This window comes from Burkholderia stagnalis (genome assembly GCF_902830275.1).
GTDB classification, from domain to species: domain Bacteria; phylum Pseudomonadota; class Gammaproteobacteria; order Burkholderiales; family Burkholderiaceae; genus Burkholderia; species Burkholderia stagnalis.
This window is the reverse complement of sequence record NZ_CADESW010000007.1, coordinates 99,375-125,715: the sequence shown is the minus strand read 5'-3', so window position 1 is coordinate 125,715 and position 26,341 is coordinate 99,375. Positions and strand designations below refer to the sequence as shown.

Sequence of the window (26,341 nt, the reverse complement as noted above, 5' to 3'; positions counted from 1 at the left end):
CGCGGGCGCGTCAAGCGGCCCGCGCGGCCTCAGTGTTCACGCGCGGATCAATAGGCACCCGACTTCTTGAAGGATTCGATCGCCGCGCGCAGCGCGCCTTCGTCGTCCTTCGAGAGATCCTTGGTGTCTTCGATGCGCTTGATGAGGTCAGCGTGGCTGGTCTTCAGGAATTCGCGCAGGCCCTTCTCGAACGGCAGCACTTGCTTGACGTCGAGGTCGTCGAAGTAGCCGTTGTTCGCGGCGTACAGCGACACGGCCAGTTCCCACACCTGCAGCGGCTGGTACTGCGGCTGCTTCAGCAGTTCCGTCACGCGGCGGCCGCGCTCGAGCTGCTTGCGGGTCGCTTCGTCGAGGTCCGACGCGAACTGCGCGAACGCTGCGAGTTCACGATACTGCGCGAGGTCGGTACGGATACCGCCCGACAGCTTCTTCACGACCTTCGTCTGCGCGGCGCCACCGACGCGCGACACCGACACGCCGGCGTTGATTGCCGGGCGGATGCCTGCGTTGAACAGGTCGGTTTCCAGGAAGATCTGGCCGTCGGTGATCGAGATCACGTTCGTCGGAACGAACGCGGTCACGTCGCCCGCTTGCGTTTCGATGACCGGCAGTGCCGTCAGCGAGCCGCTCTTGCCCTTCACTTCGCCGTTCGTGAACTTCTCGACGTACTCTTCCGACACGCGAGCCGCGCGCTCGAGCAGACGCGAGTGCAGATAGAACACGTCGCCCGGGTATGCTTCACGGCCCGGCGGGCGGCGCAGCAGCAGCGAGATCTGACGGTATGCCCAAGCCTGCTTGGTCAAGTCGTCATAGATGATCAGCGCGTCCTGGCCGCGGTCGCGGAAGTATTCGCCCATCGTGCAGCCCGCATACGGTGCGAGGTACTGCATCGCGGCGGAATCCGATGCCGAAGCGGCGACGACGATCGTGTATTCCATCGCGCCGGTTTCTTCCAGCTTGCGAACCACGTTCATGATCGACGAAGCCTTCTGGCCGATCGCGACGTAGATACAGATCAGGTCCTTGCCCTTCTGGTTGATGATCGTGTCGAGCGCCACCGCGGTCTTGCCGCACTGACGGTCGCCGATGATCAGCTCACGCTGGCCACGGCCGATCGGCACCATCGAGTCGATCGACTTCAGGCCGGTCTGCACCGGCTGCGACACCGACTTGCGCCAGATCACGCCCGGGGCGATCTTTTCGATCGCATCGGTCAGCTTCGCGTTGACCGGGCCCTTGCCGTCGATCGGGTTGCCGAGCGCATCGACCACGCGGCCGACGAGTTCCGGGCCAACCGGGACTTCGAGAATGCGGCCCGTCGTCTTGACGATGTCGCCTTCCGAGATGTGTTCGTATTCGCCGAGAATCACCGCGCCGACCGAGTCGCGCTCGAGGTTCAGCGCGAGGCCGAACGTGTTGCCCGGGAACTCGAGCATTTCGCCCTGCATCACGTCCGACAGGCCGTGGATACGCACGATACCGTCGGTCACGGAGATCACGGTGCCCTGGTTGCGAACGTCCGCGCTCGCTTCAAGGCCCTGGATCCGGCTCTTGATCAGCTCGCTGATCTCAGAGGGATTGAGTTGCATTATTCGCTCCTGATAGTCAATTCTGTTGCGTGCCGGCGCGGCGCTCAGGCGGTCAAGGCAGCCTGCATCGAAGCAAGGCGCGCGCGAACCGAAGAGTCGAGCACTTCGTCGCCGACCGTCACGCGCACGCCGCCGATCAGCGACGAATCGACTTCGACCGTCGGCTTCAGCTTGCGCTTGAACTTGCGCTCGAGGCTCGCGACGAGACCTTCGAGGTCAGCGCCGTTCAGCGGGAACGCGCTGACGATCGATGCGTCGGCGGCGCCTTCACGCTCGTTCTTGAGCGCTTCGAACTGCTCGGCGATTTCCGGCAGCAGCGCGATGCGATGATTGTCGACCAGCATCTGCACGAAATTCTTCGCCTCGGCGGCCGTCGCGAGCGGCGACTTTGCCGCGGCAAGCAGCAGCTCGGCCACTTGCGCGCGGGTCACCTTCGGGCTCGACGCCACGGAGAGCACTTCGGGCAGACGCGCAACCTGGGCCAGCTCTTGCACGAGCGTGGACCAGGCGGCGATGTCACCTCCCTCGGCCACGCGGAACAGCGCTTCTGCGTAAGGGCGGGCGATGGTTGCAAGTTCGGCCATGATCAGAGCTCGGCTTTCAGTTGATTCAGCAGTTGGGCGTGGGCCGTTTGATCGACTTCGCGCTTCAGGATCTGCTCGGCGCCCTTCACGGCCAGCGTAGCGACTTCGCCACGCAGCGCTTCGCGCGCCTTCACGATTTGCTGTTCTGCTTCCGCCTTCGCCTGGGCGACGATGCGGGCGGCTTCAGCCTGGGCGTTGGCCTTGATTTCCTCGGCGACCGCCTGGGCACGCTTTTCGGCGTCGGCGATGCGCTGCTGGCCGTCGTTGCGGGCCTGCGCGAGTTCCTGGTCCACGCGCTTGTGCGCTGCGTCGAGTTCCGCCTTGCCCTTTTCCGCGGCGGCGAGGCCGTCGGCGATCTTCTTCGAGCGTTCGTCGAGGGCGTTGATCAACGGCGGCCACACGAACTTCATCGTGAACCACGCGAGGACCAGGAACACGACCATTTGCGCAAACAGGGTTGCGTTGAGATTCACGGTGTTTCCTTATCTGCTATTCCGGAAAAATGAAACGGTAAGGCGCTCATCGAGTTGCATTCGATCAGCGCCCCAAGTCTCCGTTCCGCCCTGCGCCGGCTCGCGCCGGTCGCATGTTTCCGAGGAAGCTTAGCCGGCGACGAGCTTCGACAGGAGCGGGTTCGCGAATGCGAACAGCATTGCAACGCCCACGCCGATCAGGAATGCCGCGTCGATCAGGCCAGCCAGCAGGAACATCTTCGTTTGCAGCGGGTTGATGAGTTCCGGCTGACGTGCGCAGGCTTCGATGTACTTGCCGCCCATCAGCGCGATACCGATACAGGCGCCAATTGCACCCAGGCCGATGATGATGCCGATACCGATGGCGGTCAGACCCTGGATGTTGGCGATGTAAGCTTGCATGATCACTCCTTTGTGAAAAGACTTGGAACTGAGATTTAAAAAACTAAAACGAAGACTCTTTTTTGCACGCCGCGCTTAGTGCTTGTCGTGCGCCTGGCCGAGATACACCAGCGTCAGCATCATGAAGATGAATGCCTGCAACAGAACAATCAGGATGTGGAAGATTGCCCAGACGCTGCCCGCGATCACGTGGCCAATGAAGCCGAGGAACGTTGCATCGCCGCCGAAGCTCCACATACTGCCGAGCAAGGCGATCAGCAGGAACACCAGCTCACCCGCGTACATGTTGCCGAACAACCGCATGCCGAGCGAGACGGTTTTCGCGACGAATTCGACGATGTTGAGCGCGAGGTTCGGGATCCACAGTGCCGGGTGGCCGCCGAACGGCGCCGACAGCAGTTCATGCACGAAGCCGCCCGCGCCCTTGATCTTGATGCTGTAGTAGATCATCAGGACGAACACGCCGAGCGCGATGCCGAGCGTACCGTTCAGGTCCGCCGTCGGCACGATGCGATGGTGGGAGACGATGCCCGACAGACCGATCAGGTCGATCACGCGGCCCGGCAGGTCGACGGGGAGGAAGTCGAGGGCGTTCATCAGCGCGACCCACACGAACACGGTGAGCGCGAGCGGTGCGATGAACGTGCGATTGCCGTGGACGATGGCCTTCGACTGGTCTTCGACCATTTCGACGAGCATCTCGATGGCGCACTGGAAACGGCCCGGCACGCCGGACGTCGCCTTGCGGGCGGCCAGGCGCAGCAGCAGGATGGTGATCACGCCACACACGATCGACCAGAACAGCGTGTCGAGATTCCAGACATGAATGTCGAAAATCGACGTCTGATGCGAGGTGGAGAAGTTCTGCAAGTGGTGCGCAATGTACTCGGACGGATCCGGACCGCGCGTGCCTTCGCTAGCTGCCATATCGTTAATGCCACCCAAATTGTCGAAAATCGTTTTGCCCGATTCCGCAACACGCTATTGCGGGAACGGACCGGCGCGGCTTCGTGTCGAAATCGCGCACTGCTTGTTCCTTACCGCCAGGCCAGTGCAATCCAGTACGTCTTCAGCACGACGAGGTACGTGACGAGGAGCGGCACCCAGTGCACGCCGGCATAGCCGTACGCCACCGCGGCGAACATCCCGATCGTCACGCCGAGCTTGAGGGCTTCGCCCGCCACCCAGCTCATCACGGTGGCCGAGCCACCTGCCTTCAGTCGTGCCACGAACAGCGCACTTGGCACCCAGCCGATCGCTCCGCCCAGAAACGCGGATTGCGCAGCGGCGCCCGGCGACTTCGAAAACAGCCACCACGCCAGCGTTGCAACCAGGGACAAGGCCACTTGCGCGATCACCACCTTGTAGGGGGTGATACGCGAGGGCCGGCTCACGTTCGGGCCGAACAGCCTCTCGGCGTCTGCCCGCGTCAGCGGAACGATGTTGTCTTCTTGCTGCTCGGCATCCCAGTCGTCGCCGTCGGACTCGCGCCGCTCGCCGGCCGCTGAAGCGGTGCGTCGCGTGCGTTGATCATCGTGCCTATCGTTCGGCGCCTGACCCGCCATCGCAGCCTTCCGCAAAATCCTGAACCCGGCCCCATGCTTTCCGAAAGCTTTCAGGGGTGCCTAGCTAACAAATCCGGGCGATTGTAAGCGATAGTTGCAGGTGATTCAAGGCTTTAGACGCGACAAAAACCTGCGTAAAACGACCGCTCATGATGTGAAAAATGCACGATTCGGCGACGTACGATGACAGTTGTAAGGACAATTTTTTGCACAGGCATTTCGCCCCCGGAGAAGATCGCGGGCTGACTGCGACGGGAGTCGCGAACTGTGCAAGATGGGTCGCCGCAGACGGCTCGGTGCGGGCGAGTCATCGCGGCGCGAGTCGCAACGATCACCCCACTGCGAGCCGGCCGTGATGTCTTGATCGCTGTGGGGGACTCACCACAGACACGTCGCTGTGAACGCATCGCCGACGACGAGACGCCACGCAAGCGCCATCCACAGTCAGGCGCTGTGGATGACGCGTTCGCGAATGCACGGGGCGCACCACTCAGCCGTGGGTGAGCAGCCATGCACCGAGCGCGGCACTTGCGATCGCAAACGGAATCGACACGAGGTGAAACGGCAGCCACATGCGCGGCTCCTTCGCGAGCCGCACCGCGATCAGGTTCGCCAGCGAGCCGATCGCGATGCCGAAGCCGCCGACCGATACGCCGAACGCAAGCGCGCGCCAGTCGCGCGTGAACTCCGACAGCAGGATCGCGGCCGGCACGTTGCTGATGCCCTGCGACAATGCCGCGCCCGCCGCGAACACGCGCAGCGGCGTATCGAGGCGCGCATGCGCGATCGCGTCGTGCACCGCGGGCAGCGCGGCCGCACTGCGCAGCACGACGAACATCAACACGAAGATCAGCAGCAGCAGCCAGTCGATCCGCAACACGGCATCGCGCCGCACCGCGAACAGCACGACGGCAACCGCGATCAGCCCGGGCAGCGCGCGATGCGCGTCGGCGAGCAGCACGAAGGCGACGAACAGCACCGCCGCGACGAGCGCATGCATGCGCTGCATCGGCAGCGCGATGGCATCGCCGGACAGGTCGAGCGGCTTCGCGCGGAACGCACACGCGGTGACCGCCAGCAGCAGCGCCATCAGCGCGATCGCGAGCGGCCCGAGCGTGAGCACGAAGCGGCCGAACGACACGCCGCTCAATTGCCACAGGAACAGGTTCTGCGGATTGCCGAGCGGCGTCGCGACCGAGCCCGCATTGACGGCCAGCGCGACGACGATCACGAGCCGCCGGAACGGCAGCGGCGCCAGCGCGCGCAGCGATATCATCAGCGGCACGACGACGAACAGCGCGACATCGTTGGTGAGCCACATCGACAGCACCGCCGCGAACACGACGAGCAGCATCGCGAGCGCGCGCTCGGAATGCACGTGGTGCACGATGCGGTGCGCGAGCCACATCAGGCACCCGGACAGCTCGAGCGCCTTCGTCAGCATCAGCAGGCCGGCGAGCGTCGCGACCGTCTGCCAGTCGACCCGATTCGCCAGTACTGCGAATGGTTGCGGATGCATCCATTGCAGCAAGATGAGGCCGATGGCCAGCGCGGACAACACGGGTTCCTGCGCCAGCCAGCCCAACCACCGGCGCACCGCCGGCGCCCCCGCATTGTCCATCGATGATGCCCCGTTACTCTTCCGCCGCCACGTTGCCGCGCAGGCGCGCGAGAATGCCCTCGAGCGCGTCGAGATTGCCGAAATCGATCGTCACCTGCCCTCGCCCGCGCCGGCCCATCTTGATCTTCACCGTCGACGCCAACAGGTCGGACAACGCCTCTTCGAGGCGACGCGTGTCGCGGCCGCCGTCGTCCTTCGCGCGCGCCTTCACCGCAGGCGCTTCCTTCGTCGTCTGCGCGACGAGCTTCTCGGTTTCGCGCACCGACATCCGCTTGTTGACGACCTGGTGCGCGAGCGTGATCTGCGTGGCCGCATCGACCGCCAGCAGCGCACGCGCATGCCCCATGTCGAGATCGCCGGCGAGCAGCATCGTCTGCACCGGCGCCGCGAGATTCAGCAGGCGCAGCAGGTTCGACACCGCGCTGCGCGAGCGGCCGACCGATTCGGCCGCCTGCTCGTGCGTGAAGTGAAACTCGTCGAGCAGGCGCTGGATGCCATGCGCCTCTTCCAGCGGATTCAGATCCTCGCGCTGGATGTTCTCGATCAGCGCCATCGCAGCGGCGGCCTGGTCGGACACATCCTTCACCAGCACCGGCACTTCCTCGAGGCCCGCCAGGCGCGCCGCACGGAAACGCCGCTCGCCCGCGATGATCTCGTATTTGTCTGATGAAATGGGGCGAACCAGGATCGGCTGCATCACGCCCTGGGCGCGAATGCTGGCCGCCAGTTCCTGCAGGCTGCCCTCGTCCATCCGCGTGCGCGGCTGATACTTGCCGGCCTGCAGCTTCGCCAGCGCGAGCGTGTTCGGCGCGCCTTCGATCTTCACCGCTTCGGTGATGTCGGCGCTGCCGCCGAGCAGCGCTTCGAGGCCACGCCCCAACCCTTTCTTCTTTGGCACCGCGTTCATGTCTTTCTTCCTCGCTTCGCTCGTGTCCGGATCACGCATCGAATGCGCGCACGCGCTCGATCATCTCGGCGCCGAACTGGAGATACGCTTGCGCACCGCGCGAGCTGCGATCGAACACGACGCCCGGCAACCCGTAGCTCGGCGCTTCCGCCAGACGCACGTTGCGCGGAATCACCACGTCGAACACCTTGTCGCCGAAGTGCGCCTTCAGTTGATCGGAAACCTGCTGCTGCAGCGTGATGCGCGGATCGAACATCACCCGCAGTAGCCCGATGATCTTCAGGTCGCGGTTCATGTTCGCGTGCACCTGCTTGATCGTGTTGACGAGATCCGACAGGCCTTCCAGCGCGAAGTACTCGCACTGCATCGGGATCACGACGCCATGGGCGGCACACAGGCCGTTCAGGGTCAGCAGCGACAGCGTCGGCGGGCAGTCGATCAGCACGAAATCGTAATCGTCGGCCACGCGCTCGAGCGCCGCCTTCAGCTGGCGCTCGCGGTTCTCGATGCCGATCAGCTCGATTTCCGCGCCGGACAGCTCGCGGTTCGCCGGCAGCACGTCGTACGTCACGGCTTCGGGGCGAATGCGCGCATCCGCAACCGACACGCCGTCGACCAGCACTTCGTACACGGTCGCCTCGACACCGGCCTTGTCGATCCCGCTGCCCATCGTCGCATTGCCCTGCGGGTCGAGGTCGATCAGCAGGACACGTTGCTCCTGCGCTGCAAGGCTTGCGGCGAGATTGACCGTTGTCGTCGTCTTGCCGACGCCCCCCTTCTGGTTCGCAACGCAGAAGATCTTTGCCATCGTTGGTGTGTTCCTCGTACCTTCAAACAATCGGCGCGCCGCACCGCGCGCCGTCAAATCGCTTCGTCGACAGCGACTTCGATCAGATGCCGTTCGGCATCCAGCATCGGTACCGCCAGCCGAATGGTCTGCTTCACGTGGCTGCCGTCCGGCAGCCGCGCAATCTCGTCGCCCGGGTGAACGCCCTTCATTGCCCAGATCGCTCCGCCCGGCGCAACGAGATGTCGAGCAAGTTTAACGAAGTCGGAGAGGTCCGCGAAAGCGCGCGACACGATTACGTCGAATTTTTCCGGCACCTCGACGCCCGGCTGCAACGTTTCCACGCGCCCGGTCACGACCGACAGGTTCGCGAGCTTCAGCTCCGCACGCGTCTGTGTCTGGAATGCGGACTTCTTCTGGACGATGTCGTTCAGCGTGACCTGCCAGTCCGGCCGCACGATCGCGAGCACGATGCCCGGCAACCCGCCGCCCGACCCGACGTCGAGCACCCGCGTGGATGCACGGTCACCGAGATGGGGAACGATCGATAGCGAATCAAGGATGTGCTGGATCAGCATCTGCTGCGGGTCGCGGATCGCGGTCAGGTTGTAGACCGCGTTCCACTTCGCGAGCAGCGCGACATAGTCGAGCAGTTGGTTCCGCTGGGTATCCGTCAGCGCGACGCCGAGTGCGTTCGCGCCGTCGACGAGCATCTTCTCCAGGCCGTCCCGATTAACCGCCGGCGCGCGACGCGCCGTCATTGTTGCGTCGGGACGGTGCCGTCCCCCTGCTCCATTGCCGCGTCGGCGTTACCGTTGCGACGGCCGAGGCCGCGGCGCTTCAGGTGCACCATCAGCAGCGAGATCGCTGCCGGCGTCACGCCCGAGATCCGCGATGCCTGGCCGATCGTTTCCGGCCGGAACTGATTCAGCTTCTGGCTCACTTCGAACGACAGGCCGCGCACTTCACGGTAGTCGATGCCATCCGGCAAACGCGTGTTCTCGTTCGCGTCGTTGCGCTCGATCTCGCTCGCCTGACGCTCGATATAGCCCTGATACTTGATGCCGATCTCGACCTGCTCCTTGATCTGCGCGAGCAGCACCGGATCGTCGGTCAACGGTTCCGCCGGGCCGCACTCGCCGCCCTTCAGGCCGCACACACCGTCGTAGGCGACGCCCGGGCGGCGCAGCAGCTCGGCCAGGCTGTATTCGTGATCGATCGCCTTGCCCAGCAGCGCGGTGGCTTCTTCGGGCGGCAGCGTCTTCGGCGTGACCCACGTCGATTTCAGGCGCTCGGTTTCACGTGAAACAGCGTCGCGCTTCCGGCAGAACGCATCCCAGCGCACGTCGTCGACCAGCCCCAGCTCGCGGCCGATCTCGGTCAGACGCATGTCCGCATTGTCTTCACGCAGGCTCAGCCGGTATTCGGCCCGGCTCGTGAACATCCGGTACGGCTCGGCGACGCCACGCGTCACCAGATCGTCGACCAGCACGCCCAGGTAGGCCTGGTCGCGACGCGGGCACCACGCATCCTTCTCCTGCACGTACAGGCCGGCATTGACGCCGGCCAGCAGGCCCTGCGCCGCCGCTTCCTCATAGCCGGTCGTCCCGTTGATCTGGCCCGCGAAGAACAGGCCGTTGATCGCCTTGGTTTCCAGCGACGCCTTCAGCGCGCGCGGGTCGAAGTAGTCGTACTCGATCGCGTAGCCGGGGCGCAGGATATGCGCCTGCTCGAGGCCGCGCATCGAATGCACGAGCTCGAGCTGTACGTCGAACGGCAAACTCGTCGAAATCCCGTTCGGGTAGAACTCGTTGGTCGTCAGCCCTTCCGGTTCGAGGAAGATCTGGTGGGATTCCTTCGACGCGAAACGGTGAATCTTGTCCTCGATCGACGGGCAGTAACGCGGACCGACGCCTTCGATCACGCCGGTGTACATCGGCGAGCGGTCGAGGCCGCCGCGGATGATGTCGTGCGTGCGCTCGTTCGTATGCGTGACCCAGCACGGCATCTGCTGCGGATGTTGCTCCGCGCGGCCCAGGAACGAGAACACCGGAATCGGGTCCAGATCGCCGGGCTGCTCGTCAAGCTTCGAGAAGTCGATCGAGCGGCCGTCGATACGCGGCGGCGTACCCGTCTTCAGCCGCCCTTGCGGCAGCTTCAGCTCCTTCAGGCGCGCCGACAGCGACACGGCCGCCGGATCGCCTGCCCGGCCGCCCGTGTAGTTGTTCAGGCCGACGTGGATCTTGCCGTCGAGGAAGGTTCCAGCGGTCAGCACCACGGCGCGCGCGCGGAAACGCAGGCCGATTTGCGTCACGGCGCCCACCACACGATCCCCTTCCACCATCAGGTCGTCGACCGCCTGCTGGAACAGCCACAGATTGGGCTGATTCTCGAGGCGGTGACGGATCGCAGCCTTGTACAGGATACGGTCGGCCTGTGCGCGCGTCGCCCGCACGGCCGGCCCCTTCGACGAATTGAGGATCCGGAACTGGATCCCGCTCTCATCCGTCGCGGCAGCCATTACGCCGCCCAATGCATCGACTTCCTTGACCAGGTGGCCCTTGCCAATGCCGCCGATCGACGGATTGCAGCTCATCTGCCCGAGGGTTTCGATGTTGTGCGTCAGCAGCAGCGTCTTCACGCCCATGCGGGCCGACGCCAGCGCGGCTTCCGTGCCGGCATGACCGCCACCAACGACGATCACGTCAAATTCTGTGGGATAAAGCATGGTGGATTCCGTACGCAGGACAGCGCACGAACCTATCTGAGAAATGTATGGGCCGAATTATAGCGGGTTCGCTTTTCGCCCGAATGCCGTCCGAATGGTAGGGCCCGTTCATTTCGCCGGTTTTTTTTGGCCAATCGGCGAAGCTGTGCGGCCAAACCCGCGCCGGTGGCGCATCTGCGGGCGCGTGGAACGCAGTTGGTACTGTGCGACGGCAGGCTCGGGAAGCGGCCAGCCTGTGAACCGCCCTCTCCGCCTCACAGCGTGATCGACTGATCATCCGGCACTTATCCACGCCCGACCATTCACCATCCTCACGTCCAACCTCAAACAAAAACGGCGTGTTTCACGTGAAACACGCCGTCCGATTTCCGCCGCCTCCTGCGCGTCAGGCGGTTTTCTTGGCCAACCCGAGGTACGTTTCGATCACCTGCGGGTTCTGCGCCAATTCGGCCGCCGGGCCTTCCAGCGCGAACTCCCCTGTCTCGAGCACGTACCCGTAGTCGGATATCTGCAGTGCCGCCCGCGCGTTCTGCTCGATCAGCAGGGTTGCGACGCCCGTGCCGCGCAGCGCGCTGATGATATGAAAAATCTCCTTCACGATCAGCGGCGCCAGGCCGAGGCTCGGCTCGTCCAGCATCAGCAGGTCGGGCTTGCCCATCAGCGCGCGCCCCACCGCCAGCATCTGCCGTTCGCCGCCGGACAGCGTGCCGGCCGCCTGGTTGCGCCGCTCCTTGAGCCGCGGAAACAGCGCGAATACGTGGTCGAGCTGATCGAGGAAGTTCGCTTCGCCGGCCTGCTTGCGCCGATACGCGCCGAGCACGAGGTTGTCCTCCACCGACATCGTGCCGAACAGCTCGCGCTTTTCCGGCACGAGGCACATCCCGCGCGCGACCCGCTGCTCGATCGGCAGCGCGCCGACGTCGGTTCCGCGGTACACGACCGCGCCCGATGCATGCCCGGTCGACGGCAGCGCGCCCATGATCGCGTTCAGCAGCGTCGATTTGCCGGCGCCGTTGGGCCCGATCACGCTGACGATCTGGCCGGCGCCGACCTTGATCGCGGCGCCATGCAGCGCCTCCACCTTGCCGTACCGCACCGCCAGCCCATGCACGTCGAGAATCGGCATCGTCGTGTCCACCATCATTCCACCCCGCCCAGGTACGCTTCGAGCACCGCCGGATCCTGCTGCACGTCCTGCGGCAGCCCTTCCGCGATCCGCGTGCCGAACTCCATCACCACCAGCCGATCGGTGAGATTCATCACGAAATCCATGTCGTGTTCGACGAGCAGCACACTCATCCCTTCCGATTTCAGCCGCCGCAGCAGGTCCGCGAGCTGCTGCTTTTCCTTGTAGCGCAGGCCGGCGGCCGGCTCGTCGAGCAGCAGCAGCGTCGGGTCGCAGCACAGCGCGCGGGCAATCTCGAGGATCCGCTGCTGGCCGAGCGCGAGGCTGCCCGCTTCGTCGTACATGTGGCTTTCGAGGCCGACGCGGCGGATCTGGCGCGCCGCTTCGGCCAGCAGCTGCGCCTCCTCGTGCGCGTTGAGCCGCGCGATGCTGCGCCACACACCGGTCGTGCCGCGCAAATGCGCGCCGAGCGCGACGTTCTCGAGCACCGTCATGCCGGGCAGCAGCTTCACATGCTGGAACGTGCGGCCGATACCGCGCCGGACGATCTCGCGCGACGTCAGGCCGTCGATCCGCTCGCCGCGGAACGTGATCGCGCCGCGCGTCGGCCGCAGCACGCCCGTCACGAGGTTGAACGTGGTCGACTTGCCGGCGCCGTTCGGGCCGATCAGGCCGATGATCTGCCCTGCCTTGACCTCGAAGCTGACGTCGTTGACGGCCACCAGCCCGCCGAACTGCTTGCGCGCGTTGTCGACCACGAGCAGCGCTTCGCCCGTCGCGGGCCTGGTGCGCTGCGGCAAAGGATCGGCCTGGCGCGGCGCATGCGCACGCGGGCCACGTGGAAACAGCCGGGCGACGAACGGCCAGACGCCCTGCCGCGCGTATTGCAGCAGCAGCACCATCAGCACGCCGAATACGATGATCTCGAAGTTGCCTTCCGAGCCGAGCAGCTTCGGCAGCAGCGTCTGCAGGTAATCCAGCAGCACGGTGAGGATCGCCGCGCCGAGCACCGCGCCCCACACGTGCGCGACGCCGCCCACCACCGCCATGAACAGGAACTCGATCCCGTGGTTCAAGCCGAACGGCGTCGGGTTCACCGCACGCTGCAGGTGCGCGTACAGGAAGCCGGAAATCGCCGCGAGCACCGCCGCATAGACGAAGATCACCACGCGCATCCATGCGGTGTTCACGCCCATCGCCTCGGCCATCACGCCGCCGCCGCGCAGTGCGCGGATCGCTCGGCCGGGCCGGCTGTTCAGCAGGTTCTGCACGGACACGATCGCCGCCAGCACCACCGCCCAGATCAGGAAATACAGGCTGCGGCCGCTGTCGAGCGCGATGCCGAACAGGCTCAGCGCCGGAATGCCGCTGATCCCGTCGTACTTGCCGAGCAGCTCGAGGTTGCCGAACAGGTAAAACAGCGCGAGGCCCCACGCGATCGTGCCGAGCGGCAGGAAGTGGCCCGACAGCCGCATCGTCACCACGCCGAGGACGAGCGCGACGAGCGCCGTCAGCACGACGCCGACGATCAGCGCGAGCCACGGCGACACGCCGTAGCGCGTCGTCAGGTAGGCCGTCGCATACGCGCCCACGCCGACGAATGCCGCCTGCCCGAAGCTCGTCATCCCGCCGACGCCCGTCAGCAGCACGAGCCCGATCGCGACGATCGCGTACAGGCCGATGTAGTTCAGCAGCGTGATCCAGTATTCGGGCACCTGCAGCACGCCGGGCAACACCGGCAGCGCAAACAGCACCACGAGAAACAGCCAGAACGCCTTGTTGCGCACCATCGTCTTCATCGCGTCACTCCTCGTCCTCTTCCGCATGCGGCGTCGCGAAGCTGCGCCACAGCAGCACCGGAATGATCATCGTGAATACGATCACCTCCTTGTATGCACTCGCCCAGAACGACGAATACGATTCGAGCACGCCGACCAGCAGCGACCCGGCCGCCGCGAGCGGATAGCTGACGAGCCCGCCGATGATCGCGCCGACGAAGCCCTTCAGGCCGATCAGGAAGCCCGAGTCGTAGTAGATCGTGGTCAGCGGGCCGACCAGGATGCCCGACAGCACGCCGAGCCCCGCCGCGAGCGTGAACGCGAGACGCCCCGCTTCCGTCGTGCCGATGCCGACGAGCCGCGCGCCGAGCCGGTTCACCGACGTCGCGCGCAGCGCCTTGCCCGCGATCGTGCGGCCGAAGTACACGTAGAGCGCGGCGATCAGCACGAGCGCGGTGACGACCACCAGCACGCTCTGCAGCGAGACCGTCAGGCTGCCGAGCGCCAGCGACGCATCCGAGAACGCATTGGTGCGCGAGCCTTCCGCGCCGAACATCACGAGCCCGAGGCCCACCATCGCGAAATGGACGGCCACCGACACGATCAGCAGCAGCAGCGTGGTCGCCTCGGCGATCGGCTGGTACGCGAGCCGGTATACGAACGGCCCCATCGGCACGACGATCGCGAGCGTCAGCGCAATCTGCGCGAGCATCGGCAGCGGCTGCGCGGCGAAGCTGCGCGTCACCGCGAACACCGCGAGCGGCAGCAGCACGTAGCGGCTGCCGAGCGTCGTCAGCGTGCGGCCGAGCGCGTGGCGCCGCTCGCGGTGCCGGATCAGATCGCCGACTTCGAGCAGGAAGCACGCGATGCCCATCACGAACAGCAGCCAGCAGGTGGCGGGGAATTTCTGCGCCTGCAACGCGGCAAGCGTCAGCGCACCGTAGGCGACGAACTCGCCCTGGGGAATGAAGATCACGCGCGTGACGGAAAACACCAGCACGAGCGCCAGCGACAGCAACGCATAGATGGCGCCGGTCGTGATGCCGTCTTGCGCGAGGATCGCCGCAATAGAGAGATCCATACGATTCGTGTGTCGAGAATGCTGCGGGGAAACGGCGAGCGCCGGCCGTCGCGCGGCGCGCGCAGGATCAATGACTCGCCGTCCGGGAAAAGCGCGACGACGGCACGCGCGGCACCCTTCCCCGCGCGCACCGCCGCCCTTCACGTGGAACTCACTCGGCCTGCAGCTTCCACTTGCCGTCGACGATCTGCACCATCACGCGCGCGCGCGCATCGAAGCCGTTGTGATCGGCCGCCGTCATGTTGATCACGCCGTGCGACACCGGCAGGTCCTTCACGTTCTCGAGCGCCGTGCGCAGCGCATCGCGGAATGCCTCGGTGCCCGGCTGGCCCTTCTTCAACGCGTCGGGAATCGCACGCTGCAGCAGTTGCCCGGCGTCCCACGCATGGCCGCCGAACGTCGACACCGAACCGGCGCCGTACGCCTTCTCGTAGGCCGTCCGGTACGCCTGCGACGGCTTCTTCACGGGGTTCGAATCGGGCAGCTGGTCGGTCACGAGCACGGGGCCCGCCGGCAGGATCTCGCCTTCGCAATCCTTGCCGCACACGCGCAGGAAGTCGTTGTTCGCGACGCCGTGCGTCTGGTACACCTTGCCCTTGTAGCCGCGCTCCTTCAGCGTCTTCGCGGGCAGCGCCGCCGGCGTGCCCGAGCCGCCGATCAGCACCGCGTCCGGGTTCGCGCTCGCGAGCTTCAGCACCTGCCCCATCACCGACGCGTCGGTGCGGTTGAAGCGCTCGTTCGACACCACCTTGATGCCGTTCGCGGCGGCCGCCGCACTGAACGTGTTGTACCAGCTGTCGCCGTACGCATCGGCGAAGCCGATGAAGCCGACCGTCTTCACGCCGTGCTTCGCCATGTAGCCGGCGATCGCGTCGGCCATCAGGCGATCGTTCTGCGGCACCTTGAACATCCACGCGCGCTTCGCGTCCATCGGCGCGATGATCTGCGCGCTCGCGGCGAGCGAGATCGTCGGCGTCTTGCCCTGCGATACCGGGTCGAGCATCGCGAGCGAATTCGGCGTGACCGACGAACCGATGATCGCGTCGACGTGATCCTCGTCGATCAGCTTGCGCACGTTCTGCACCGCGCGGCTCGTGTCCGACGCGTCGTCGAGCACGATGTACTGCACGCTCTTGCCCGCGATTTCCTTCGGCAGCAGCGCGATCGTGTTCTTTTCCGGAATGCCGAGCGACGCGGCCGGCCCGGTGGCCGACAGCGTCACGCCGATCTTCACCTGCGCCGACGCCGTCGCCGCCGCGCACACCAGGCCCGCGGCGAGCGCGGCTTCCATCCATCGATTCTTTTTCATGCGTGTCTCCAAACGCTGCTCGAAAAATCCGCGGGCCGCTCGGGCGGCGCCCGTCCTCAACAAACAAGTTAATAATTTAACTATCTCGCATGGCCGCGCCAACGCTCGTTTTCCCGCGACGTACACGGCATGCGCGCTGCGGCGGCCATGTCGCCGGGATGAAGGGATTGAAATCGATGCCGGAATGCATGCCGGCGCACGGTGCGGAGCGCGCCCGATCGGAAAGGCGTTCCACGGGGCACGGAGCGCTCATGCGCGCGGCGCATCCGCCGGTTCGGCAGCAGTGGCGGCACGCGCCTTCGGCGGCCGCCCAGGAACGCGCCGGCGGGCCGCGCAGGCCCGCGCGCAAGGCAACGACCCGGCGGCCCCTGCCGCCCTCTCCACGCCGATCCTTCGCGCTGCGCTTCTCATCAAACCGCACTCCGTCTTCTGCATTCTGCTTGTAGGAGGACTGCCGACCGAATTCCCGACCGATCGGTCGGTGAAAGGCGAGTGTAACGGACGCCTATTGCGCGCGCTAACCGGGTAAGCCCGAAGAACGCAGGCGCGCGGTTCGCGCCGTGACGCGATCGTATTGCGGGAGAGATGGAGACGGGTGCGAGTGCGGCTGGCCGATGCACCATCGGCGTGAAACCGGCACAAAAACGCTGAACGAAGGCGCGGCACAAAAAACGCGCGCACAAATGAAAAAGCGCTGTTGGATTCCGTCCAACAGCGCTTTGGGTCCGGGCACTTTGTGCCTCGATTGTCTCCTCGTTCTCCACCTGCAAAATTCGTTTCGCGGTGCATCAGAACTGAGACGAAGATTAAAGGAGCTTTCATACTGCGGCAACTTAGCATTTACCCCTATGGTGCATCGCCGCACGAAAATGGGGCACCAATTTGCCGTGCGGCGCGGGCCCGAGGCGGTGCGCACGCGGGCCGGAACCGGTGCCCGATGGTGCTTCGCATCAACGTGTCACGACGCCTTCAGCGGCTTGTATCGCGCGATCATTTCGCCGACGATCCCCCGCCGGAACGCGAGCACGCATGCGATGAAGATCAGCCCGGTCACGATCGTCGCGGACTCGCCGAGCGAGCGGAACCAGCCGACGCCGGTCAGCGACGCGAGCCATTCGCCGATGTCGCCGAGCCTGTCCTCCAGCGCGACGATCAGCGCCGCGCCCAGCAGCGGGCCGAACAGCGTGCCCATCCCGCCGACCAGCGTCATCAGCACGACGAGGCCCGACATCGTCCAGTAGGCATCGCTGAGCGTCTCGAAGCCGAGCACGAGCACCTTCAGCGAGCCGGCCAGGCCCGCGAGCCCGGCCGACAGCACGAACGCGAGCAGCTTGAAGCGATCGGTGTCGTAGCCGAGCGAAATCGCGCGCGCTTCGTTCTCCTTGATCGCGACCAGCACCTGGCCGAACGGCGAATGGACGATCCGCACGATGAACGCGCAGGCGGCGACGATCACCGCGAGCACGACGTAGTAGAGCGTCAGGTCCGACGACAGGTCGAGCACGCCGAACAGCCGGCCGCGCGGCACGCCCTGCAGGCCGTCCTCGCCGTGCGTGAACGGCGCCTGCAGGTAGATGAAGTAGACCATCTGCGCGAACGCGAGCGTGATCATCGCGAAGTAGATGCCCTGCCGGCGGATCGCGAACAGGCCGACGACGAGCCCGAGCAGCGTCGCCACGGCGGTGCCCAGCAGCACGCCGAGCTCGGGCGTCGCGCCGAGCGTCTGCAGCGCGTAGCCGGTCAGGTAGCCGGCGGTCGCGAGGAACATCGCATGGCCGAACGACAGCAGCCCCGTGTAGCCGATCAGCAGGTTGAACGCGGCGGCGAACAGCGCGAACGCCAGCACCTTCATCACGAACACCGGATACGCGCCGATGAACGGTGCGACGAGCAGTGCGGCGAGCAGCACGCCATAAAGCACTTTTCTCTGCATCATTTTTCCTTGCCGAAGAGGCCCGCCGGGCGGATCAGCAGCACGATCGCCATGATCACGAACACGACCGTCGCCGACGCCTCCGGATAGAACACCCGCGTGAAGCCCTCGATCACGCCGAGCATCAGGCCGGTGAGGATCGAGCCGAGGATCGAGCCCATCCCGCCGATCACGACCACCGCGAACACGGTGATGATCATCGGCTGGCCCATCAGCGGCGACACCTGGATCACCGGCGCCGCCAGCACGCCCGCGAACGCGGCGAGCGCCACGCCGAAGCCGTAGGTGAGCGTGATCATCATCGGCACGTTCACGCCGAACGCCTCGACGAGCTTCGGGTTCTCGGTGCCCGCGCGCAGGTACGCGCCCAGGCGCGTCTTCTCGATCACGAACCAGGTCGCGAGGCACACCGCGAGCGATGCGACCACGACCCACGCACGGTAGTTCGGCAGGAACATGAAGCCGAGATTGGTCGCGCCCGCGAGCTGCGACGGCACGTCGTACGGCTGGCCGGACGCGCCGTAGATCGAGCGGAACACGCCCTCGACGACGAGCGTCAGGCCGAACGTCAGCAGCAGCCCGTACAGGTGGTCGAGCTTGTACAGCCAGCGCAGCATCGAGCGCTCGATCGCGATGCCGAACGCGCCGACGAGCACCGGCGCGAGCACGAGCATCGCCCAGTAAGGCAGCCCGAAATACGACAGCCCCATCCATGCGAGCATCGCGCCCAGCATGAACAGCGCGCCGTGCGCGAAGTTGATCACGTTGAGCAGCCCGAATATCACCGCGAGCCCGAGGCTCAGGATCGCGTAGAACGAGCCGTTGACGAGGCCGAGCAACAGCTGGCTCAGCATCGCCGGCAACGGAATGCCGAATATTTCCATCGCATCTGCCGTCAGAGTGAGGTTCGTTGCGTGCACAACCACCATGCGATGCGCACGCATGCGGCGCAGCGCCGGGCGCGCTGCCGCCGCCCTGCCCCATCCGCCGCTGCGGCGCGCATCCGCGCGCGCCGCCGCATCGCGCTTACTTCCACATCGCGCAGCGCGTTTCCTGCTTGGTCGTGAACGCCTGTTCGCCCGGAATCGTCGCGAGCACCTTGTAGTAGTCCCACGGCTCCTTCGATTCGGCCGGCTTCTTCACCTCCATCAGATACATGTCGTGGATCATGCTGCCGTCCGCGCGGATGTAGCCCTTCGCGTAGAAGTCGTTGATCTTCGCCTTCTTCAGCTCGGCCATCACCTTGTCGGAATCGGTGGTGCCGGCCGCCTGCACCGCCTTCAGGTAGGTCGTCACCGACGAATAGTCGGCCGCCTGCAGGCTCGACGGCATCTTCTTCATCTTGCCGAAGTAGCGCTGCGCCCACTGGCGCGACACCGGATCGCGGTTCCAGTACCAGCTGTCGGTCAGCACGAGGCCCTGCGTCGTCTCGAGGCCGAGGCTGTGCACGTCGTTGATGAACATCAGCAGCGCGGCGAGCTTCATCGTCTTCGTGATGCCGAATTCCTTCGACGCCTTGATCGCGTTGATCGTGTCGCCGCCCGCGTTCGCGAGGCCGAGGATCTGCGCCTTCGACGCCTGCGCCTGCAGCAGGAACGACGAGAAATCCGACGCGGACAGCGGATGCCGCACGTAGCCGAGCACCTGCCCGCCGTGCGCCTTCACGACGTCCGACGTGTTCTTCTCGAGCGCCTTGCCGAACGCGTAGTCGGCGGTCAGGAAGAACCACGACTTGCCGCCCTGCTTCACCACCGCCGAGCCGGTGCCCTTCGCGAGCGCCATCGTGTCGTACGCGTAGTGCACCGTGTACGGCGTGCACTGCTCGTTGGTGAGCGTGTCGGCGCCCGCCCCGATGTTGATGTAGACCTTCTTCTTCTCCGCCGCGACCTGGTTCATCGCCAGCGCCGTCCCCGAGTTCGTGCCGCCGACGAGCAGGTCGAGCCCGCCGCGATCCATCCACTCGCGCGCCTTCGACGCCGCGATGTCCGCCTTGTTCTGGTGATCCGCGTACACCACCTCGATCGGCTTGCCGAGCACCTTGCCGCCGAAGTCCGCCACCGCCATGCGGATGGCCTCGAGGCCGCCCTGGCCGTCGATGTCCGCGTAAAGCCCCGACATGTCGGTGACGAAACCGATCTTCACGGTATCCGCGGCCTGCGCGGCGCCGGCTGCGAACGCGGCGCCCGCGAGCGCGAGACAGGCGTGTGCGAGGGTCTTCATTTTCATTGACGTCTCCTGCGTTGTGGTTATTCGATGGCCGCCCACGGCTAGCGGCTCGGGAGCGGCGTCACACGCCGAGCAGGTCGTGCAGGACCGGCATCTTGCTTTCCAGTTCGGCCGCGCCGAAGTGCTCGACGATCCGGCCATGCTCCATCACGTAGAAGCGGTCGGCCAGCGGCGCGGCGAAGCGGAAGTTCTGTTCGACCATCACGATCGTGTAGCCGCGCGACTTCAGCGCGACGATCATCTTCGCGAGGGTCTGCACGATCACGGGCGCGAGGCCCTCGGAAATCTCGTCGAGCAGCAGCAGGTTCGCGCCGGTGCGCAGGATCCGCGCGACCGCGAGCATCTGCTGCTCGCCGCCCGACAGCCGCGTGCCCTGGCTCTGCCGGCGCGATGCGAGGTTCGGGAACATCGCGTAGATGTCGTCGAGCGACATCGCGTGATCGCGCGGCCCGATCATCGGCGGCAGCATCAGGTTCTCCTCGCACGACAGGCTCGAGAAGATGCCGCGCTCCTCCGGGCAATAGCCGACGCCGAAATGCGCGATGCGGTGCGTCGCGAGGCCGATCGTCTCGTTGCCCGCGACCTTGATCGAGCCGCTGCGGCGGCCGGTCATGCCCATGATCGCGCGCAGCGTCGTCGTGCGGCCGGCGCCGTTGCGGCCGAGCAGCGTCACGACCTCGCCGCGCTGCACGGTCAGGTCGACGCCGTGCAGGATGTGCGATTCCCCGTACCAGGCCTCGAGGCCCGAGATGTCCAGCGCAGGCGTACCGTTTTCGACGCCGCTCAATTCGCGTTCCTCCCGTTCGCTGCGCTTCATGCGTGCGCCCCCGCGAGCGCCGCGTCCGCACTGCCCATGTACGCCTCGACGACGAGCGGGTTCTTCGATACCTCCGCATACGAGCCTTCGGCGAGCACCTCGCCGCGCTGCAGGACGGTGATCGTGTCGGAGATGCCGGCGATCACGTTCATGTTGTGCTCGACCATCAGGATCGTGCGGCCGGCCGCGACCTTCTTGATCAGCGCGGTCACGCGATCGACGTCCTCGTGGCCCATCCCCTGCGTGGGCTCGTCGAGCAGCATCAGCTCGGGCTCCATCGCGAGCGTCGTCGCGATCTCGAGCGCGCGCTTGCGGCCATACGCGAGCTCGACGGTCGGCACGTGCGCGAAGTCGGTCAGGCCGACCTGCGTGAGCAGGTCCATCGCGCGATCGTCGAGCGTCTTCAGCGTGCGCTCGCTGCGCCAGAAATGGAATTCGGTGCCGAGCGCGCGCTGCAGGCCGATGCGCACGTTCTGCAACGCGCTCAGGTGCGGGAACACCGCGGAGATCTGGAACGAACGGATGATGCCGCGCCGCGCCACCTGCGCGGGCCGCTCGTCGGTGATGTCGATGCCGTTGAAGACGATCTGGCCGGCCGTCGGCGTCAGGAACTTCGTCAGGAGGTTGAAGCAAGTCGTCTTGCCCGCGCCGTTCGGTCCGATCAATGCGTGGATCGAGCCGCGGCGCACGCGCAGGTTCACGCCGTTCACGGCGGTGAAGCCCTTGAATTCCTTCGTCAGCCCGCGTGTTTCGAGAATCGTGTCGCCGAGAATCATGTTCCCTTCCGTACGAAATCGGCCGAAGCACCGGGAAGCGTCGCGCATGCGGCCGCGAACATGTCAGCGGATGAGTGGCTGCCCCCGAGCTCGGTGTCGCGCCTCGAGGGTGGTCTCCCGCGCCGACGCGTCTTCACACTGCGGGACATTGTCGCCCCGTTGGTGCAGTGCAATCATCGGGATTTGCACTTATAGGGCTGGCCGCCATATCGAACGGATCGAAACCGCGTTTTACGCATGTTTTTTTCGGCAGGCATGCCGATTGCGTCATGCATGCGTACGCGGCCGCATGCCAACGTGCGCCGCGTATCCGGCCATATTCGCATTCGATTTGCGCACGATTACGCAACAAGAATCCGGCGCGCCATTACACCCTGCACGGCGCCGAATATTTTTTAAACCGGAATAATCGGCGGGCGCGGACTTGATATGCATCGCGAATGAGCTGGCGCCCGCCTGTCGCCACGCTGACGCGGCCGTCATGCGGCAGGCACCACCGCATCGGTGCGCACCTGCGCGGCGTCGCGCGCCGCACGCCGGTCCGCGCGGATCATGTCGCTCGCGCGCTCCGCGATCATCAGCGTCGGCGAATTGGTGTTGCCGGACGTGATGGTCGGCATCACCGACGCGTCGACCACCCGCAGCCCCGCGATGCCGCGCACCCGCAGCCGGCTGTCGACCACCGCGCCGTCGTCGTCCGCGCGGCCCATCCGGCAGGTGCCGACCGGATGGAAGATCGTCGTGCCGACCGCGCCGGCCGCCTCGATCAGTTCCGCTTCGGTCTGGTAACGCGCGCCCGGCAGGATTTCCTCGGGGCGGTATCGCGCGAGCGCCTGCGCGGACGCGATCCGGCGCGTGAGCCGCAGCGCACGCGCGGCGACCCGGCGGTCGTAGTCGGTCGACAGGTAGTTCGGCGCGATCGCCGGCGCCGCGCCCGGATCGGCGCTCGCGACGTGGACGCTGCCGCGCGAGGTCGGCCGCAGATGGCAGACCGATGCGGTAAACGCATTGAAGCCGTGCAGCGGCTCGCCGAAGCGTTCGAGCGACAGCGGCTGCACGTGGTATTCGAGATCGGGGCGCGTGAGCGCCGGGTCGCCCGGATCGGATTTCGCGAACGCGCCGAGCTGCGACGGCGCCATCGACATCGGCCCGCGCTGCAGCAGCGCATATTCGGCGCCGATCATCAGCTTGCCCCACCAGTGCGCGGCGAGCGTGTTGAGCGTGCGCACGCCTTCGACGCGGAACGCCATCCGCAGCTGCAGGTGATCCTGCAGGTTTTCGCCGACGCCGCGCAGATCCTGCACGACGTCGATGCCGAGCGCCTGCAGCCGCCGGCCGTCGCCGATGCCGGACAGCTCCAGCAGTTGCGGCGAATTGACGGCGCCCGAGGTCAGCAGCACCTCGGCACGCGCGCGCGCGACGAATTCCGCGCCGCCGCCGCGATATTCGACGCCGGTCGCGCGCCGCCCGTCGAAAGTCACGCGCTGCGCCTGCGCGCCGGTGATCACGGTCAGGTTCGGCCGCGACATCGCGGGGCGCAGGAACGCCTTCGACGCGTTCCAGCGCACGCCGCGCTTCTGGTTCACCTCGAAATAGCCGACGCCGGTGTTGTCGCCGCGGTTGAAATCGTCGGTCGCCGGGATGCCCGTCTGCTGCGCGGCCTGCGCGAACGATTCGAGAATCTCCCAGCGCAGCCGCTGCTTCTCGACGCGCCAGCCGCCGCCCGCGCCGTGCGCGTCGCTCGCGCCCGCATGGTGATCCTCGCTGCGCTTGAAGATCGGCAGCACGCTGTCCCACGACCAGCCGGCGTCGCCCGTCTCGCGCGCCCAGCCGTCGTAATCCTCGCGCTGGCCGCGCATGTAGATCATCCCGTTGATCGACGAGCAGCCGCCGAGCACGCGGCCGCGCGGATACGCGAGCGCGCGCCCGTTCAGGCCCGCTTCCGGCTGCGTCTTGTAGAGCCAGTCGGTGCGCGGGTTGCCGATGCAGTACAGATAACCGACCGGGATATGGATCCAGTGATAGTCGTCCTTGCCGCCCGCCTCGAGCAGCAGCACGCTGATTTCCGGGTCTTCGGTCAGGCGGTTCGCGAGCACGCAGCCCGCGGTGCCCGCGCCGACGATCACGTAATCGAATTCGCCCTCGAGCGTCCGTTCAGTCGTCACGGCGTGTCCCCTCGTATGTCTTGCGCCGCGTGGCGCAATGCGCCGCGGCCTTGTTCCAGCATAGTGCGCCGGGCCGCGCCTGCATCGCCGCGCGCCCTGGTGCGCGTCGCCCATGCCGCCTGCCCGGCCCCGGCGGGATCCGTCGGACGAAGCGGCCGGACAAGCGTACTCCCGCCGCCGGCCGCCGATCCAATGAGTTATGCTCAATTGCGTCATAAGCCGCGCTTATATCAGGACCGAACACGACGATGGACCTCACCCTGCTCCGCGCCTTCGCGACCGTCGCCCGCGAAGGCAACCTGACGCGCGCCGCCGAGCAGCTGCACCTGACGCAGCCGGCCGTCAGCCTGCAGATCAAGCACCTGCAGGCGGCGCTCGGCGTCGTGCTGTTCACGCGCACGTCGCGCGGGCTCGCGCTCACGCGCGACGGCCAGGCGCTGCTGCCGCACGCGGAGCGCGCGCTCGCGGCGGCCGCCGACGTGCAGCGCGCGGCCGCCGCGCTGCGCCACGAAGTGCGCGGCCGGCTTCGGATCGGCACGATCCTCGACCCGCAATTCCTGCGCCTGGGCGGCTTCCTGCGCACGCTGGTCGAAACCCATCCTCAGATCGAGACCGCGCTGCGGCACGGCATGTCGGGCTGGGTGCTCGACCAGGTGCGCGCGCAGGCGCTCGATGTCGGCTACTACATCGGCCGGCCCGACGACGACGATCCGCGCGACGGTGCGCTGTTCCACACCGTCACGCTCACGCATTTCCAGTACCGCGTGCTCGCGCCGGCCGGCTGGAAGGAGCGCGTGCAGCGCGCGCAGGACTGGCGCGCGCTCGCCGCGCTGCCGTGGATCTGGACGCCGCCGCAGTCCGCGCATCACCGGCTGCTGTCGCGCCGCTTCGGCGAAGCCGGCGCGCAGCCGGCGAAGGTCGCCGAGGTCGACCAGGAGCAGTCGATGCTGGACCTGGTCAAATCGGGCATCGGGTTGACGCTCGCACGCGACGCGACGGCGCTGGCCGAAGCGCACGCGCATGCGCTGACGATCGTCGAGCGCGTGACGGTGCCGACCGCGCTGACCTTCGTCACGCTTGCCGCGCGGCGCGACGAGCCGGCGATCGCGGCGGCGCTGCGGCTGATCGATGCGCAGTGGGCGGAATGAGCGCGGGCCTCGGCCATGCCGCGCGCGTTATCCACCGCTGCCCGCGCGCGGATGCGGTGAGATGCCGAACCTGCGGCAGCTCACCTTACCGGCCATGAGCGCCGCCAATGATCCCGCGACGATCCGCGTCACGCCGCCGTCGCGCGCTTTTTGCTAGATTGTGCGTTTGCGCTTCCCAGACCCTCACCGATCGAAGGAGATCCGCATGGCCCGCAATATCGAGATCAAAGCCCGCGCCCGCGATTTCGACCAGCTGCGCGAACGCGCGGCATCGCTCGCGGCCGAAGCGCCGCTGTTCTATCGCCAGCAGGATTTCTTCTACGACGTGCCGCGCGGCCGGCTGAAGCTGCGCCGCTTCGAGGACGGCACGCCGGCCGAACTGATCTTCTACCAGCGTGACGACCGCGACGGCCCGAAGGCGTCGTACTACACGCGCAGCCCGGTGACGAACCCCGATGCGATGCACGCGCTGCTCGCAACCGCGCTGACGACGCGCGGCATCGTCACGAAGGAGCGGCACGTGTACCTGGCGGGCCGCACGCGCATTCACCTGGACCGCGTCGACGGCCTCGGCGATTTCATCGAGCTCGAAGTCGTGCTCGCGCCGGACGACGACGAAGCGGGCGGCGAAGCCGAGGCGCACGACGTGTTCGCGAAGCTCGGCGTATCGCACGACGACCTCGTCGCGGTTGCCTACGTCGACCTGCTGAACGCCGACGCGCCGGAAACGGCCGCCTGAGCCCGCCGGCGCGAGCCGGCGCTGATGTTCACGCCGTGCCCGGCTCCAGGTGCGCGAGCGGCAGCGGCCCGTTGCGCTTGAAGGTCGTCAGCACGATGTTCGAGCGCACGCTGTCGACGCCCGGCACCCGCATCAGCTTCTTCATCACGAACTGCGACAGCGCGTTCAGGTCGGGCGCGACGATCCGCAGCAGGTAGTCCGCATCGCCGACCACCGCATGGCATTCGAGCACCTCCGGCAGCACGTCGATCTGCTGCTGGAACTGCTCGATGATCGAATCGCCGTGGTGCTTGAGCTTCAGGCTCGTGAACGCGGTCACGCCGAGCCCGAGCTTCTCGGGCCGCAGCATCACCCGGTAGCCTTCAATCACGCCCGCGGCCTCGAGCCGCTGCAGGCGCCGGCCGATCTGCGACGGCGACAGCGGCACCTCCTCGCCGAGCTGCTGATGCGTCGCCCGCCCGAAGCGCTGCAGCACGTCCAGCAGCGCCAGATCGAAGTGATCGAGTTCCAACATGGGGATTCTCCGCGTGATTTCGTGATTTGATGCGCGATTATCGCATCAACACCGAAATCAGCGCCAACTTTGC

24 protein-coding genes are annotated in these 26,341 nt (G+C 66.3%); 2 read left to right on the top strand and 22 right to left on the bottom strand.

Annotation, left to right across the window (positions count from 1 at the left end):
* Window positions 1-47: 47 nt before the first annotated feature.
* From atpA to HWY45_RS14785, 21 genes are all read right to left on the bottom strand, one after another.
* Entirely contained in the window at window positions 48-1,589 is a 1,542-nt protein-coding gene (gene atpA / locus HWY45_RS14885; RefSeq protein WP_010093097.1) for a F0F1 ATP synthase subunit alpha, read from the bottom strand.
* 44 nt (window positions 1,590-1,633) lie between these two features.
* Window positions 1,634-2,173, bottom strand: a complete 540-nt coding sequence (locus HWY45_RS14880; protein ID WP_017334789.1) for a F0F1 ATP synthase subunit delta — start codon at window positions 2,171-2,173, stop codon at window positions 1,634-1,636.
* Window positions 2,174-2,175: 2 nt separating this feature from the next.
* On the bottom strand, window positions 2,176-2,646 hold the full coding sequence (locus HWY45_RS14875) for a F0F1 ATP synthase subunit B (RefSeq protein ID WP_021160443.1): 471 nt from the start codon (window positions 2,644-2,646) through the stop codon (window positions 2,176-2,178).
* A gap of 129 nt (window positions 2,647-2,775) precedes the next feature.
* Window positions 2,776-3,048, bottom strand: a complete 273-nt coding sequence (gene atpE / locus HWY45_RS14870) for a F0F1 ATP synthase subunit C (protein WP_021160442.1) — start codon at window positions 3,046-3,048, stop codon at window positions 2,776-2,778.
* Window positions 3,049-3,123: 75 nt separating this feature from the next.
* Window positions 3,124-3,975: a F0F1 ATP synthase subunit A gene (gene atpB, locus HWY45_RS14865; protein ID WP_059563848.1), complete on the bottom strand. Its 852-nt coding sequence runs from the start codon at window positions 3,973-3,975 to the stop codon at window positions 3,124-3,126.
* 110 nt (window positions 3,976-4,085) lie between these two features.
* Window positions 4,086-4,613 (bottom strand): ATP synthase subunit I, encoded by a 528-nt coding sequence (locus HWY45_RS14860; RefSeq protein WP_059563847.1) that lies wholly within the window; start codon window positions 4,611-4,613, stop codon window positions 4,086-4,088.
* Between the two features lie 490 nt (window positions 4,614-5,103).
* The gene (locus HWY45_RS14855; protein ID WP_059882315.1) at window positions 5,104-6,234 is read right to left on the bottom strand and encodes an SLC13 family permease; all 1,131 of its coding nucleotides are present in this window, start codon (window positions 6,232-6,234) and stop codon (window positions 5,104-5,106) included.
* 13 nt (window positions 6,235-6,247) lie between these two features.
* Window positions 6,248-7,141, bottom strand: coding sequence for a ParB/RepB/Spo0J family partition protein (locus tag HWY45_RS14850; RefSeq protein WP_059882406.1), 894 nt, complete (start codon window positions 7,139-7,141; stop codon window positions 6,248-6,250).
* A gap of 31 nt (window positions 7,142-7,172) precedes the next feature.
* Window positions 7,173-7,949: a ParA family protein gene (locus tag HWY45_RS14845; RefSeq protein ID WP_059563845.1), complete on the bottom strand. Its 777-nt coding sequence runs from the start codon at window positions 7,947-7,949 to the stop codon at window positions 7,173-7,175.
* A 53-nt stretch (window positions 7,950-8,002) separates the two neighbouring features.
* On the bottom strand, window positions 8,003-8,689 hold the full coding sequence (rsmG, locus tag HWY45_RS14840) for a 16S rRNA (guanine(527)-N(7))-methyltransferase RsmG (RefSeq protein ID WP_059810934.1): 687 nt from the start codon (window positions 8,687-8,689) through the stop codon (window positions 8,003-8,005).
* Window positions 8,686-10,656: a tRNA uridine-5-carboxymethylaminomethyl(34) synthesis enzyme MnmG gene (gene mnmG / locus HWY45_RS14835; RefSeq protein WP_059882318.1), complete on the bottom strand. Its 1,971-nt coding sequence runs from the start codon at window positions 10,654-10,656 to the stop codon at window positions 8,686-8,688. Before mnmG ends, rsmG begins: the two co-directional genes overlap by 4 nt.
* A gap of 385 nt (window positions 10,657-11,041) precedes the next feature.
* A complete protein-coding gene (locus HWY45_RS14830) occupies window positions 11,042-11,797 on the bottom strand; it encodes an ABC transporter ATP-binding protein (RefSeq protein WP_059882408.1) in 756 nt (251 codons plus the stop codon).
* On the bottom strand, window positions 11,797-13,581 hold the full coding sequence (locus HWY45_RS14825; protein WP_059882320.1) for a branched-chain amino acid ABC transporter ATP-binding protein/permease: 1,785 nt from the start codon (window positions 13,579-13,581) through the stop codon (window positions 11,797-11,799). Before HWY45_RS14825 ends, HWY45_RS14830 begins: the two co-directional genes overlap by 1 nt.
* Before the next feature lie 4 nt (window positions 13,582-13,585).
* The gene (locus HWY45_RS14820; protein ID WP_059882322.1) at window positions 13,586-14,641 is read right to left on the bottom strand and encodes a branched-chain amino acid ABC transporter permease; all 1,056 of its coding nucleotides are present in this window, start codon (window positions 14,639-14,641) and stop codon (window positions 13,586-13,588) included.
* Between the two features lie 151 nt (window positions 14,642-14,792).
* On the bottom strand, window positions 14,793-15,950 hold the full coding sequence (locus tag HWY45_RS14815; RefSeq protein ID WP_059563839.1) for an ABC transporter substrate-binding protein: 1,158 nt from the start codon (window positions 15,948-15,950) through the stop codon (window positions 14,793-14,795).
* A 958-nt stretch (window positions 15,951-16,908) separates the two neighbouring features.
* A complete protein-coding gene (locus HWY45_RS14810; RefSeq protein ID WP_059564010.1) occupies window positions 16,909-17,883 on the bottom strand; it encodes a branched-chain amino acid ABC transporter permease in 975 nt (324 codons plus the stop codon).
* Complete coding sequence (locus HWY45_RS14805; RefSeq protein ID WP_059563838.1) at window positions 17,883-18,767, bottom strand: branched-chain amino acid ABC transporter permease; 885 nt, start codon at window positions 18,765-18,767, stop codon at window positions 17,883-17,885. The genes HWY45_RS14810 and HWY45_RS14805 overlap by 1 nt, the downstream gene beginning before the upstream one ends.
* A 142-nt stretch (window positions 18,768-18,909) precedes the next feature.
* On the bottom strand, window positions 18,910-20,109 hold the full coding sequence (locus tag HWY45_RS14800; RefSeq protein WP_059882327.1) for an ABC transporter substrate-binding protein: 1,200 nt from the start codon (window positions 20,107-20,109) through the stop codon (window positions 18,910-18,912).
* Window positions 20,110-20,170: 61 nt separating this feature from the next.
* Window positions 20,171-20,926 carry an ABC transporter ATP-binding protein gene (locus HWY45_RS14795; RefSeq protein WP_059563836.1) on the bottom strand — a complete coding sequence of 252 codons (756 nt, stop codon included), beginning with the start codon at window positions 20,924-20,926 and terminating at the stop codon, window positions 20,171-20,173.
* Window positions 20,923-21,702: an ABC transporter ATP-binding protein gene (locus HWY45_RS14790; protein WP_017334771.1), complete on the bottom strand. Its 780-nt coding sequence runs from the start codon at window positions 21,700-21,702 to the stop codon at window positions 20,923-20,925. The genes HWY45_RS14795 and HWY45_RS14790 overlap by 4 nt, the downstream gene beginning before the upstream one ends.
* 479 nt (window positions 21,703-22,181) lie before the next feature.
* On the bottom strand, window positions 22,182-23,867 hold the full coding sequence (locus HWY45_RS14785; protein WP_059882329.1) for a GMC family oxidoreductase: 1,686 nt from the start codon (window positions 23,865-23,867) through the stop codon (window positions 22,182-22,184).
* A 248-nt stretch (window positions 23,868-24,115) separates the two neighbouring features.
* Here HWY45_RS14785 and HWY45_RS14780 point away from each other — a divergent pair, with 248 nt between their 5' ends.
* Together HWY45_RS14780 and HWY45_RS14775 are read left to right on the top strand one after the other, a co-directional pair.
* Window positions 24,116-25,015, top strand: a complete 900-nt coding sequence (locus HWY45_RS14780; RefSeq protein WP_059882331.1) for a LysR family transcriptional regulator — start codon at window positions 24,116-24,118, stop codon at window positions 25,013-25,015.
* A 205-nt stretch (window positions 25,016-25,220) separates the two neighbouring features.
* Window positions 25,221-25,754 (top strand): class IV adenylate cyclase, encoded by a 534-nt coding sequence (locus HWY45_RS14775; RefSeq protein ID WP_059563832.1) that lies wholly within the window; start codon window positions 25,221-25,223, stop codon window positions 25,752-25,754.
* A 28-nt stretch (window positions 25,755-25,782) separates the two neighbouring features.
* Here the strand turns inward: HWY45_RS14775 and HWY45_RS14770 are convergent, their stop codons facing one another.
* Window positions 25,783-26,268, bottom strand: coding sequence for an Lrp/AsnC family transcriptional regulator (locus HWY45_RS14770; protein ID WP_017334767.1), 486 nt, complete (start codon window positions 26,266-26,268; stop codon window positions 25,783-25,785).
* Window positions 26,269-26,341 lie beyond the last annotated feature (73 nt).